Source organism: Pectobacterium peruviense (assembly GCF_002847345.1).
Classification (GTDB): Bacteria; Pseudomonadota; Gammaproteobacteria; order Enterobacterales; family Enterobacteriaceae; genus Pectobacterium; species Pectobacterium peruviense.
Window position 1 is genome coordinate 217,636 of sequence record NZ_LXFV01000006.1, and the last position, 12,610, is coordinate 230,245.

General features: G+C 44.3%; 11 protein-coding genes and 1 tRNA gene. 7 read left to right on the plus strand and 5 right to left on the minus strand.

Going from position 1 to position 12,610, the window contains the following annotated elements; genetic code table 11:
• Window positions 1-77 precede the first annotated feature (77 nt).
• A tRNA-Phe gene (locus tag A0G03_RS06625) sits at window positions 78-153 on the plus strand.
• A gap of 181 nt (window positions 154-334) precedes the next feature.
• Here the strand turns inward: A0G03_RS06625 and A0G03_RS06630 are convergent.
• The 5 genes from A0G03_RS06630 to A0G03_RS06650 form a co-directional block, all read right to left on the minus strand.
• Window positions 335-1,357: a tyrosine-type recombinase/integrase gene (locus A0G03_RS06630; RefSeq protein WP_011092233.1), complete on the minus strand. Its 1,023-nt coding sequence runs from the start codon at window positions 1,355-1,357 to the stop codon at window positions 335-337.
• Between the two features lie 85 nt (window positions 1,358-1,442).
• The gene (locus A0G03_RS06635) at window positions 1,443-3,041 is read right to left on the minus strand and encodes a conjugal transfer nickase/helicase domain-containing protein (RefSeq protein WP_048258629.1); all 1,599 of its coding nucleotides are present in this window, start codon (window positions 3,039-3,041) and stop codon (window positions 1,443-1,445) included.
• Window positions 3,042-3,333: 292 nt separating this feature from the next.
• On the minus strand, window positions 3,334-3,825 hold the full coding sequence (locus tag A0G03_RS06640; protein ID WP_048258628.1) for a DinB family protein: 492 nt from the start codon (window positions 3,823-3,825) through the stop codon (window positions 3,334-3,336).
• A gap of 119 nt (window positions 3,826-3,944) precedes the next feature.
• Window positions 3,945-5,405 carry a UvrD-helicase domain-containing protein gene (locus A0G03_RS06645; RefSeq protein ID WP_048258626.1) on the minus strand — a complete coding sequence of 487 codons (1,461 nt, stop codon included), beginning with the start codon at window positions 5,403-5,405 and terminating at the stop codon, window positions 3,945-3,947.
• Window positions 5,406-5,824: 419 nt separating this feature from the next.
• Window positions 5,825-6,787 (minus strand): LysR family transcriptional regulator, encoded by a 963-nt coding sequence (locus A0G03_RS06650; protein WP_048258625.1) that lies wholly within the window; start codon window positions 6,785-6,787, stop codon window positions 5,825-5,827.
• 259 nt (window positions 6,788-7,046) lie between these two features.
• Between A0G03_RS06650 and A0G03_RS06655 the strand changes: the two genes are divergently transcribed.
• The 6 genes from A0G03_RS06655 to A0G03_RS06680 all read left to right on the plus strand — a co-directional run bounded on the left by A0G03_RS06655 (window position 7,047) and on the right by A0G03_RS06680 (window position 12,599).
• Window positions 7,047-8,609, plus strand: coding sequence for a class I adenylate-forming enzyme family protein (locus tag A0G03_RS06655; RefSeq protein WP_048258624.1), 1,563 nt, complete (start codon window positions 7,047-7,049; stop codon window positions 8,607-8,609).
• Window positions 8,610-8,721: 112 nt separating this feature from the next.
• Entirely contained in the window at window positions 8,722-8,997 is a 276-nt protein-coding gene (locus A0G03_RS06660) for an acyl carrier protein (RefSeq protein ID WP_039313127.1), read from the plus strand.
• Window positions 8,994-9,491, plus strand: a complete 498-nt coding sequence (locus tag A0G03_RS06665; protein ID WP_039313130.1) for a 3-hydroxyacyl-ACP dehydratase FabZ family protein — start codon at window positions 8,994-8,996, stop codon at window positions 9,489-9,491. Before A0G03_RS06660 ends, A0G03_RS06665 begins: the two co-directional genes overlap by 4 nt.
• Window positions 9,485-10,630: a beta-ketoacyl-[acyl-carrier-protein] synthase family protein gene (locus tag A0G03_RS06670; protein WP_039313135.1), complete on the plus strand. Its 1,146-nt coding sequence runs from the start codon at window positions 9,485-9,487 to the stop codon at window positions 10,628-10,630. Before A0G03_RS06665 ends, A0G03_RS06670 begins: the two co-directional genes overlap by 7 nt.
• Window positions 10,627-11,160, plus strand: coding sequence for a hypothetical protein (locus A0G03_RS06675; RefSeq protein WP_039313139.1), 534 nt, complete (start codon window positions 10,627-10,629; stop codon window positions 11,158-11,160). The genes A0G03_RS06670 and A0G03_RS06675 overlap by 4 nt, the downstream gene beginning before the upstream one ends.
• Window positions 11,157-12,599 (plus strand): class I adenylate-forming enzyme family protein, encoded by a 1,443-nt coding sequence (locus A0G03_RS06680; RefSeq protein ID WP_048258623.1) that lies wholly within the window; start codon window positions 11,157-11,159, stop codon window positions 12,597-12,599. Before A0G03_RS06675 ends, A0G03_RS06680 begins: the two co-directional genes overlap by 4 nt.
• The last annotated feature ends 11 nt before the right edge of the window (window positions 12,600-12,610 follow it).

Sequence of the window (12,610 nt, forward strand, 5' to 3'; positions counted from 1 at the left end):
TAAAGTTAAGCAGTTGAACAGCTTTTCCCTAAATAGGGTTGACGATCATACGGGATTAAGGTTTAATGCGCCCCGTTGCCCGGATAGCTCAGTCGGTAGAGCAGAGGATTGAAAATCCTCGTGTCCTTGGTTCGATTCCGAGTCCGGGCACCACTTGCATCAAAGCACGCTGGTTAAGAATGAGAAGCTTAACGGGCGGTTAATACAGGGTTCGGTCATAAAATCGTTTCCAGTGGAGAGATAGCTGCACTGTAAATAGGAACTGAAATCCTCAAGATAGGGAATCTGTTAGCGCAGATTCCCTTTTCTCGTTCCCGTGTATGGTTACAGTGAATTACATTACTGTCAAGTCATGTAAAACGGGTTGCGCATAAATATCCGTATGTAACGCCAGCTCTTTTTCCAGTGTCCGTCCCACGATTTCCATGTTCAGTTCGACATATTCCATCGTTGTGCTCACATTTCGATGCCCTAGCAAATCCTTAACCAGCAGCAGATTACGCTCCGGCGCTTTCATCAATTCCGTTGCCAACGTATGCCGAAAGCGATGGGCTGATACCAGAAATCCACAATCCCGCGACAATCGGTTGAAAAAAGATCGGATGGCTTGCTGTGCTCTCGCTTCATCGTACTGATATTCGTCTTTATGCCGACGAGACTTCATAAAACGGGTAACATCGAACAAGATATCAGAGGGCTCAGCACCAGCCAGCTTTGCTCGCGCTATTAGCGATGCGAGCCTTGCACGTAACTGGCGAACAGCAGGAACACGCCATTCACGATGCGTTTTACTCCCCTCCAGACGTAGCTCAATGTATCCTTCATCCAGATTGATATCCTGCAGACGAATATGCAGCAATTGATTCTGTCGCATTCCTGTGTAGCGAAGGGCATCGAGTACAGTAAGCCAGTACCAGGCAGGATAAAGTGCGCATCTCAGCCCCCAGATAGCATGAGGCTCTTCAGTTTCTATTCGCTGCATGAGGAGATAAATGGCTGTCAGTTGTTCACGTGTTAACGTCTTCTTCTTTTTTCGCTCTTTTTGAACAACTGCATCGTTAAAGGGATTTTTGTCCTGATCGATTAAATTTCGCTCTATCGAAAAATTAAATATTGCCCGCATATGGGCCACTTTGTTATTCCACGTATGCGTAGATAGATTACGTTCTTTTAATAGATTTCGACGCCATTTCAACACATCCCGGTGTGTTATTTGGGCAGGGGAAACGGTCTCTCCCATAAATCGACTAAACCCGCTCACGACTTTCCGATAGCTGATTTCTGTCGCCTCACGTAAATTATGTGAGAAAAAATACTCATCAACGATTTCGTCCCAGGTCATTGACTTATCTGACATATAAATTCCTTTCTAATAAAAAGCACAAAATGCATCTTTGCTGTGTGCAGACTAAACATTAGCCCGCTAATCAGATTGCCATACGTCAAGGCAAGATCAACAATGCGCTCTCGTCAGGAATACGATTTCCCCGGTAAAGTGATGACGCTTTAACCAGATAACCGTTAATGTTTTGATACGTCCCCGTACCGGATGGGGTGCTGTATATTCTGGCCTGCAGGAAACGCTTGCCATCAGCAACACGATGAACCCCCAGTCGCTCAAAAGATGACTGTAATGCGTTGCGCTTCCCCTTATTTCCAGCCTCCTTCTGAAACTGATAAAATATTTCAGGAACACACAAGAAGACGAACCCGGCAACAATGTGAGCACGAGCGCCCTCTTCATTTATCGTTATTTTCCCTTCAATTAAACCTGCTGATAACCACTCCAGAAATACCGCGCCTTTATTATTCGCCTCTCGAATGTTATCGCTATTTTCTGGAGAAAAAATAGCGGGTGCTTTCGGTTCATTCAACGGCGTCTTTTCACTCTCCTTGTGGTTGTTTATTTCATCTGGAACAGGGATATCTATATCGAGTGCCGTTTCAACGTCAGGCACAAGTGCTTCTGCCATACCGGAAAAAAGGTTCAGAAGCGCTTGAGTATCATTTTGAGTAGATTCCGGGACCAACTCAGTGACTGACTGTTTTTCAACAATTGAGACCGAGCCAGTTGGTACTGCTGAATCCAGCACCGAAACAAGCTCAGGCTGGAGTAATGGCTCGTGTTTTTGTAGCACGAGCTCAGGGTCTGGACTCGGAGATGATATGTTACCGTTAGCAGCTACTGATGAATTGCTATCAGGCAGCGCTGATGTTAGCGCTGAAGCAACTAAAGGTTCCGGTGGCAAAATCACAGCCTCAACGCTTTCCGTCGCCAGCTGCGCCGGTAGCAACATACCCGTTAACGATGGCGCGCCACATTTCTCTGCAGCCGACAATAACAACTCATCAATCAGTGCGATCGTTGCGGGTCTCCCCTGCATACGCTGGGCCAGGCAATCGAATGCATCAGGAATAGTCGATAACCAGGGTAATACCGATAATGGCAATAACTGACCGGCCAGCAGTGATACCCGCCCTTGCGCATAGGATGGGGGCAATTTATCTATACAAGGTCGAAAGCGAAATGGCTTCCCCGGAATAGTAAAGCCCGGCATCCAGCATTCCCCACCATCCAGCTCTCCTTCCCACTCACAAAGCAAGGGCAAGTGATAAAACAAGGCCGACCAGAACACGACTGCATTCCAGAGTAACCCCTGAGCGGCTTGTTCTTCTGGCGGGATCCCTGGCGGTAACGTTCTCCCCTTGGCCAACCTGACGGCATAGGCAGTGAACTGCACGGTCAAATCACCAAATGCGCCAGCATATGCCCAGTTTCCCTCGTTCGAGGCAGGTAGGTTCTGAACACGGCTGAGTAATGAAAACAGCGGCGTCAGGTAACACTGCCGATAGAATGCCGCCGGCAACGCATGATTATCGTTGAGCTGCTGGAGAAAAGTCTGCCGCTTTGGAAGCGAAATCAACGCATCAACAGAAAGGGGGAGATAATATCCAAGTGGGCAGGCTGGTTCAGGCGAAATGGCTTCACTTCGGGGAACATTATCCGTCCCAACAATAAAATTTTTTATTCGGTTGAACATGATTGCCTCCGGCCAGTAAGCGGCACAGTCTTGAGCGGCTCATAGACCCGAGGCAAGAGGAAACTCTTTTTGCATTTTAAAAATTATTTGGTGTTACCAACGGTGAAAAACTGATCCACCCCAACGGTTGAAAACTGATCTAGGGGTTAACCGTTGCTCGATATAGCAGCGTCTTGTAGAGACATAGTCTGCTAAGAGCGAGAAACTGACCTTCCTTGACATTCATTTATTCACTCAAGTTTTTGCTTAAGGCGCCAGTGGGATTTTAAATTTACATGACCCTGTCACTCGTTTACTTGTGGTTATGATCTCTTAGAAAAACGGTCAGTACGTCCTTGGGTGGAGTTACACTACTTTCTGAAAGTAGCCAACCTACAGCGCCGCGATGATATGTTCCGTGAAACAGCACATGATTGAGCATATCGATTGCCTTCATCTCACCAGATCCACCATCGACAAATTGGAATTTAATTGTTTCAGCAAGGCCAACGGGGGACATAGAATTGACATGTTGAATATACCAGTCTGTACATTCAGTCATCGTTATTAGAAGCTCGTCAGCAGAGGGGGTTTCTGGCGTGTTCAGTGCAGTGTAGGAATGCTTCTGACCGGTAATGTTAGCTCTGAATATCATATCAACCACATGTATGTGGTTCATCAATCTGAGCGTCAGATGGCGTTTTTCTGCATTAGCAGACGCATCAATTCTTTTAATCGCTTGTAGAGTTTCAATATCTATCCAGCGCTTGTATCTAAACAGCGTAATTATTGTGTCAGTACCCATGCGTTACCTCTTTTATCTATTTTATGATCATATCAGTAACATGTTGGGCTCTCTACTAACTTCCGCTTCTGGCACTGAGTTGACTGTCAAATCTGGTTGGTTCACAAGTAACATCCGTATCAGATTAAGTTCGAGTCAGTAAATTGATCCTCTGCAATATCGTCAGACTCTTCCTGTTCACAAAGCAGCTTCAATAATTCATTTCGAACCAAAAGTTTCCGAGCCCGGGTTGTGGCCACATACAGCAAGTTAGTTTCATCCGTCCTGGCTGCTTCAGATAACAACGGGTCGGTAATATCCGAGAAGTCGTCGTTTAGCATCACCGTGTCCCATTCCAGTCCCTTGCTGCGATGCGCGGTCGATACCACGACATCGGCATCTTTTTCATTCGTCGTCGCCTGACTACGCAAGACCTGTAGTTTTTGCGGGAGCGGGAAATATTTATCCAGCAAGCCGATAGCCTGGTTCATTTCAACATCGCCGGTTGCCTTGGTCATAGATTTATACTCTTCAAAATCCCGGTATTCACGACTAAGACGTGGTGTACGCATCCGTTCAGGCATATCGACTGAAAACCAGTACAAGTCTTCCAGCTCTTCCGTTTTATAGCCTTCAATCCCACCGACCCAGTACACTATTTTCTCTTTCATGCTCTCATAGAGAGCTGCACCGATGACACCGGCAACCGTACGGCTGAGGATCGTGTAACGCGAAACGTCTGCAGGCAGTCGATCAATTACATCGTCATCACCGCCATTGCCAATCACTGGGTGTGTTTCTTCCTGGCGTGCCAGCAAAACATTCGCCATTTCGGCAACAGCCGGACCAAATCGAAAGCTCTGCGTCAGCCACAAACGGTCAGCACCTTCCAGTGCTGGAGAATTCAGCGCGTTATCGGCCCCACGAAAACGATAAATTTGCTGATGGCGATCGCCAACCAGGACGACATTACAATTTTGAGTAAGTACCAGCGAACTGATGACAGGATTGGCATCCTGCGCCTCATCAAACAGGATCGTGTCCCAACGTTTTGACAAATCGGGCGCTGACAACTGGAACAATTTCAGATAGGTATCATGCGTGACAGGAAACGTCGAATCGATGCAGCTCATCTCATTCCACAGAAACTGAGCCGCCCCCAATATATTGTCTGCATCTAGTCCTTCGCGATCACCCTCATCCGGAAGATGCTCATAACTGAGTGCCAAAGAAGCGCTGCACAGGAAATGGTTCAGCGCAGTCAACGCTATTCTGACCAGCGGCCAGTGGCGGGTATTCAGTTTCCGGCCGACGTCGGTAATGCGCAAATTGGGTGTTAATCTCGGCTTTAGATGCTTGCCAAATTTCATCCATGCTAGTTGATGAGAGGTCTTACACTCAACATTGAATGGAAACTTGCGTTCCGCATCATCACGAACTGCACGATTATACGCAAGGTAGAGCATCCTTCGGTCAGGATTGGCCTGCGCGTAGCGAACCAGCGTTGTCGTTTTACCAGTGCCAGCAAAAGCATTAACGACCAGATGTCTCCCTTTCCAGTTGATCACAGCGGATTGTTCTGCCGTGTCCAAGTAAGCCATATCTGTACTCCATGGTGAAAAATCATGTTCGCACAGTGCAAGAAAGGGAGATCTATCGCCATTAAAAACTAATTCTTCATTTTGGAAATTTTCAGAGCTCAGAAATTTCACTGCTGACCGCATTCAAAAAAATAACAAACAACAAATTACTTTTTAACCTTGATCAGATAACCACTTTGTCTATAGTAAATAGCACTTACCTCAATCACATCACTGTTAAGAACAAACCAAGCTAAAAATTAAAAAACCATTATAAAAAACACTCAAATTTAATATAATTAAAATTAGTTAAAAATCCATTTCAATAAAATAACTGTCATAGATTAATGAATCACATTAGTTTTTCACTTCTCATCGTGTGATAGCAGCGCTGATGGATGCAGTGCCACTCCCGGCAAGTGTAGCGCCTTTATGCGAAGCTACTTAGTAATCTTTTCCGTCGCTACCAATCTACAATTATCCGTATCGCATTTATCATTAAAACACAACTCTGCCAACCCCCTACCAGATAAATCTAATTTCACGCACTCTAGCAAGGAGGATAAATCATTATCATCATCACTACCCCTCAAAAAATAATATCCCTTACCAGAATACAAAGAAAATTTAAAAGGTGTTAACAAAACGCCATCCATTAATTCATCATAGACCATTCCAATATCAACAACCGCTATCCCCAATCCTTTTATCACTGCATTAATAGCTGAATCCATCGACTCAAACTCATACTTATTAATAACTTGAAACCGATCTTTCAAACGTGACTCTTCACACCAAGAAAACCAATCTAATTCTCTTGATTTAACATAAACGAGATCAATTAGAATTCTATTATCTTTTTCAAAGAGATGTAACAACTTTGGAGACACCACTACAATTAAACACTCAGGTGAAAGCAAAGTACAATTCCATTCATCAGAAAACTTACCATCGCCATATTTTACTGTTGCATCATGATTTTTTAAATTGGCAATAGAATGAGAATAGTCATCATTTATAGTTTCGACAGTGATTATTGGGAAGTTATCTTTATTTTTATATTTTCTTAAAATAGGAATGAACTGGCGTATAGAAAAAGTGTATGGACTGCTTATAGTTAATACGATTCCAGCACGGTGAACATTTTCACATGCTTTACTTAGTATTTCGAATGCATGGCGAAGATCACCAGCAAAAGACTCACCTTCTTTAGTTAAAAAAACCTTTGGCCCTTTACGATAGAAAAGCTTCCTGCCAAAAAAAACCTCTATGGTATTGATATGCTTACTAATTGCACTTTGCGAAATAAATAACTCACTCGCAGCCAAAGTGAAAGATTGATGCTTGGCTGCTGATTCAAAAGCCTTTAATGCGTAAAGAGGGGGAATATTAGTCCAATCCATTTATTCATCTCCATGATACGAAAACTTCCCAATAAACGCACACTAGCTATCTCTTACTTCAAAATCATTAACCATGAGAATAATCTCAAAACCCCATAAAATAAACCATGAAAAAAAGGAATAGTAACAATAACTATTTTCCCATTTTTAAACTGAAAAACATCATCTATAACCAAAAGTAAATATTAATCCCCAAACCTCGCAGCCCAATTACTTAGCTTACTTTTATTAAGTGTTAGATGGAAAAATGGGAGCAACTATGAATACCTTTTCATCATTTAGAAAGCACGCTCTTTTACATTCAAAGGAGACAGCAGTAAAATCAATCAATCACAATATATCTTTTTATAATTTACTTCTCTTAATCCAGCGAATAGCCACAGGATTGAAGAGTGCAAATATAAAAAAAGGAGACCGAATTTCTATCCATATGGGAAACTGCTTTGAACTTATAGCTACATATTATGCCTGCCTAAAAATTGGAGCAGTCTTTGTCCCTCTCAGCCTAAAACTGTCTGCTAAAGAAGTGAAAAATTTAATTCAACATAGCTCATCCTGTGCGTACATTGGTGACAAAAAAAGATTTTATGAAACAAAACAAGAAATTGAATCATGTACAATGCTAGAAAAAATATGGGTTATAGATCTAAAAATAGAAGATAAAGAAAATAATACACATAATTGGGAAGAAATCATCTCACAACCTTATGATTATTCAGAAGATAACATTTACACAGACGAAATCGCATCTATATTTTACACATCAGGAACGACAGGACACCCTAAAGGAATTGTTTATTCACAAAAAACACTAATTGATGCTGTAAATTTAACAAAAGTAACCATAAACCCCAGACTCCCCAAATCAGATGGTGATAAGCCTGCTATTCTTAGCTTAGTCGATCTCATTAGCCCATGGAGTATACTTATTACCTTTGCTGCTCTTCAAAAGGGTTATTCAGTACTATTACTTTCAGAAGTCGACATAGAAAACATTACAGAAACATTAAAAGAAACATTAAAAGAAACACAGCCAGCATGGATTGCAGGAACACCGTCAAACTTTCATAAAATCATTAAAAATGAAGAAAACAACAACAATTCACTCGATCTTAGTGAAACAGTTTGTGTCGCGGGAGGTGACTCCTGCGCAACAGAATTAAGCCAGAAATTTTTTGAGTGTTTTGGTTCTCATCTTCAAAGTTCTTATGGTCAAACAGAATTAGGGGGGCCAGTAATATACCATCACGATATCTATGCTATCAACGAACCCTCTATTGGTTGGCCCCTACCTGGCGTAGAAATTAAAATAAATAATACTCAATCAAGTAATGGAGAACTTCTAATTCGCTCTCCGGCGAAAACCATAGGAATTTGGAATGGACATGATATTGAACTATTTCCCTCTGATCGATGGCTCGCTACCGGTGACCTTGTTCGTCAAGAAAATAATAGAAACTTGATTTTCCTCGGGAGAGAAAAAGATCAAATAAAAATAGAGGGCTATCCTGTATACCCAATAGAAATTGAGAATACTCTTATTCAACACGCAGACATCGCCGCCTCAGTTGTGTTTAGCGTCCCAGATAAATTCGCTGGTGAACGTATTATTGCATTAATTCAACCCCAAAAAAACCACTCACTTAAGGCGGAAACAATAGCATCCTACTTATCCGATAACCTTGCTCATTACAAACATCCATCCGAATACATTTTCATTAAAGAAATACCTGTCAATACCACGGGAAAAATCAGCCGTAGGAAACTATCAAATGAATACCACTTATTAAAGAGTCAGGCGGAAAAAGTTTTTACGTTATAAGAAAATAGTAAACATCAAAGAATTTATGAAATCCATTCACAAACCATGAATAGATAACATGAATGACATCTAAAGCATTAAAAACACTTATTAACCTAAAGGAATCATCACCTTGAAAAATATAGAAAACACTATTATCGGAATTCTAATCGACGATCTATTTATTGGCATCCCTCGTTCAGAAATTGAGACAGATATCAATATGCGAGATGGTCTTGGTCTAGATTCCTTAGGGTTCAGTGAACTACGAGCCCAGTGTGAGTATGCGTTTAACATCAAAATTGAAGATGAATACTTTACTCCTCAATATTTCGATTCAATTCAAACGCTCACAAAATTGATTTCAGAGTTAATTCTCAAATCAAATAATCAGGAGGGGAACCAATGAATATTCAACACCAAGATAAAGATGACCATCAGCCACGATTAATGGGATTTACGGAGCTTAAAGGATGGCTAAGACACCGACATCCTATGGTGTACCTCGATCGTGTTCTTGATTACGAGCCAGGGAAATATATTAAAACACTTATGGCAGTTTCGGGTCAGACAGATGCTATCGCTGGCCATTTTCCCGAACGCGCTATTTTTCCGGCAAGCCATATGGTGCAGGCCATATCACAATCGGCAATTATTTTATTTCAGCTTTCAACATCACCGCTAGCTGATGATGAAATCACGCTAGTAGGCTCAATTAAATCTCGGTTTACACGGGTGGTTGTACCCGGAGATCAAATTATTTTTAATCTCAATTGCGAAAGTTTGCGAGATAAATTCCTGACCTTTTCCTGTAAAGCAGAAGTCGCAGGTCAAACGGTCGGAATGCTAAAAGGCTCGCTAGTGCGCGAGAATATATCCACGCTAGGAGAGCAGTTATGGTAAATCATCACTCACCTGTTTGGGTTACAGGTATGGCCTGGTCTACAGCGTTAGGTGATGAAATACCCACTGTCTGGCAATACCTGCTAGAGGGTATCTCCGGTATAACCGACCTAGACTCCACATTATCGTTACGTAGTAACCTTGCAGCCCCAATACCAGACATCCCTTTAGAATGGGACGGGGCAAGACGTCAACACGCATTAACGGTAAAAACCTTACGTAAAGCGCTTGAGGATGCTTCTATTCCTGCGGATGACCCAGATATTCTCCCAGTTTTAGGAACCAGCTACGGCCATCATTTAGATTCACCCGATACTTTCTCGTTATCAGAATGGTCAACACAAGCTGTCAAAGCAGTCGGCTGTGTTAAGTCTCCTATCACGGTAAGTACAGCCTGTTCAGCAGGCTCTGATGCAATTTTAACGGGGCTGAGCTTTATCAAGGCGGGCCTTACCGAAATATGTGTATGCGGGGGAGCCGATGTACTGACTCTGGGGAAACGGCTCAGCCATTCACGGCTAGGCACAATGTCTAACGATGGCCTACGTGCATTCGATATTAGCCACAATGGTACCGTACTCGGTGAAGGTGCTGCCTTTCTGATATTGGAATCCGAAGAGCATGCTAAACGTCGCGGTGCCAAGCCTTACGGAATCCTCGCAGGAGCAGGCTCCGCAAACGACGCCGCCAGTGCCGTTTCGCCTGATTTATCAGGGCAAAATGTGATGCTTACCGTAGAACGAGCGCTCAATAGCGCAGGTTTAAAACCGGAAGATATTTCCATTATAAACGCTCATGGTACAGGAACACAGGTTAACGACAGTGTAGAGGCAAAAGCTTATTCAGCATTTTTTTCCCCCTTGCCACACCCGCCGATGCTATTCGCCACAAAAGGAGCATTTGGGCATACACTCGGCGCAACGGGAGCCATTGAAGCCATTGCAGTGCTACAGGCATTAAAAACACAAAGGCTTCCCCCCATTCATGGATTGTATGATCCCATTACCCCCTCCGATTTACCTATCGCCAATCAAAAAAACATGCCTTGCACGGCAACAGCGGGGCTGAGCATAACGCTTGGATTTGGTGGATTTAACACCTGTCTGGTTTTCCAAAGTGCAGGGAGCGCAGCACGATGACAAACGTCGAAACATTAACCCTGAAAGCACTCAACATCGTGGGTCATGGGATGGCAAGTACGCCTGATTTGTATACGTACAAACCTGCACAAAAAGCCTCACTTTATGCAGACCCTTTGTCATGGCTTGTTCTTGAAGCCGTTGAGCAAGCTATCAACGAGCACCGAGATGTCATTACATCGGCCTGCTCTTCTGTGGGGCATATCGCCATTAGCGACCAATGTACTCTCAAGACCATACACGACATTTCACAAACACTTCCCTCAGGACACCTTTCACCATTGCGCTTTTCCGGTGCCTGTCCAGGGATGATCATCGGACTTCCATCGCAATTCCTACGATTTAGTGGTCCGAGTATCGTATGGAGTATGCCACCGGACAACATGCAGCCCTATGCCACAGCATTAGCGCAGCTCTGGCTGGATGAGGGTTCGGCAACTCACGTCATTATTACCGAACATCGTGTCGACGAATCAGGCCACCACATTCGCAGCGTTGTCGTCACTCAGAGCGGAGGGGAACATCAATGACCTCCCAACCTACCATCACGCCCAGCTCCGCCCAGCACTTTCTGGACGGGCTTATTCAGGTCGATGTCAATCCGCATGATGCACCATCGTTGGTTTTCGTCGATCTGGTAAAACACCTTCGTGAACAAGGGATTGAACCCGGCAATCCCGTAATGGTGGCAATCCCGAATAGCGTGCACTTCGCCGTAATCATTTTTGCGCTGTTGACCATTGGCGCGGTTCCCGTTCTGCTGCCGTCTTCTGCACCAGCGTCTCGTATTTATCGTATCGCGCAGGTAGTTGGTGCCAGAAACCTGATCGCATTACACCTTCCCTCTGGGCTGGCGCAAACGCAACCTGCGCAACCTCTGCCGCAATCGGGTCAGTTGATTCGTGTAGAAATATCCCGTGAACACCGTTATCAGCCGGGCGAGATCATTCTTCTCACATCAGGAACATCCGGTATCTTCAGCGGTTGCTTATTTCATATCAACGATTTATTTCGTAATGCGAGAAATCATGCACAAGCAGTTGAACAGCGCGCGGAAGATCGGATATTGATCAATCTACCAATGTACTACTCCTATGCTTTCGTCGCACAACTGCTCTCCTCTTTTGCGCTAGGAAATACGGCGATTATTGCCGGCCCTCCTTTCACGCCAGGCAACTACGAGCGGACGATTGAAACCTACCAAATCACCCAGTCATCCATTACGCCAACAATGGTTAATGCCTGGTTGCTATCCGGTTCCGAACAGCTTCCAGCTCCGCTGCGACGTCTGACCATCGGCGGAGATGCTCTCTCAGCCAGTTCGGTTGAGGCGATTCTATCGCGTAATCCCGGAATCGAACTGTATCTCACCTATGGTTTGACGCAGGCGGGGCCGCGTGTTGCAACACTGGCCGCGCATCGCGCATCGCCCGATAAATATGCGTCCGTCGGTAAGCCTTTCCCTGAAGTTAATGTTCACCTGCGTAAGGACAACCCTGACGACAAGGATGGCGAACTCATAGTTGAAACCTATACCGGCATGATTCGACGAATCCGCAGTTTGGATGAAGGTATTGATACACCACGCCATGGAGAGCGTCGCATCATCCACACCGGCGATCGTTTCACCATTGATGAGGACGGCTATCTTTTCTTTAAACAGCGCAACCCAACCTATGTCATGAGCCGCGGCGAAAAGGTGTGTTTGAAATCGGTCAGTGAAATAGCCGAAACCATTGCGGGAGTGTCTCATGCGGAAGCGTGGGTACATAACGATGCCGCCGAGACCGGCGGTGTGGAATTCACGCTGGATGTCTATTGTCAAGACAGCTCACTGAGCGAAGGAGAGATTCGACGCCAGCTCGGAAAAATTTTGCTTCGCAGTGAGCAGCCGAAGATTATCACGCTGTATTCCTCTTCAGACATCGGGTGGAGAAAAACCGCTCGTCAAAACGTCGCCACCAAATAACAGGAGTTCAC

Bases quoted from the DNA above. Each gene is read 5' to 3' on its own strand.
- A0G03_RS06635 (WP_048258629.1), bottom strand. From the start codon at position 3,041: ATGTTCAACCGAATAAAAAATTTTATTGTTGGGACGGATAATGTTCCC.
- A0G03_RS06675 (WP_039313139.1), top strand. From the start codon at position 10,627: ATGACAAACGTCGAAACATTAACCCTGAAAGCACTCAACATCGTGGGT.
- A0G03_RS06670 (WP_039313135.1), top strand. From the start codon at position 9,485: ATGGTAAATCATCACTCACCTGTTTGGGTTACAGGTATGGCCTGGTCT.
- A0G03_RS06645 (WP_048258626.1), bottom strand. From the start codon at position 5,405: ATGGCTTACTTGGACACGGCAGAACAATCCGCTGTGATCAACTGGAAA.
- A0G03_RS06665 (WP_039313130.1), top strand. From the start codon at position 8,994: ATGAATATTCAACACCAAGATAAAGATGACCATCAGCCACGATTAATG.
- A0G03_RS06640 (WP_048258628.1), bottom strand. From the start codon at position 3,825: ATGGGTACTGACACAATAATTACGCTGTTTAGATACAAGCGCTGGATA.
- A0G03_RS06650 (WP_048258625.1), bottom strand. From the start codon at position 6,787: ATGGATTGGACTAATATTCCCCCTCTTTACGCATTAAAGGCTTTTGAA.
- A0G03_RS06680 (WP_048258623.1), top strand. From the start codon at position 11,157: ATGACCTCCCAACCTACCATCACGCCCAGCTCCGCCCAGCACTTTCTG.
- A0G03_RS06630 (WP_011092233.1), bottom strand. From the start codon at position 1,357: ATGTCAGATAAGTCAATGACCTGGGACGAAATCGTTGATGAGTATTTT.
- A0G03_RS06655 (WP_048258624.1), top strand. From the start codon at position 7,047: ATGAATACCTTTTCATCATTTAGAAAGCACGCTCTTTTACATTCAAAG.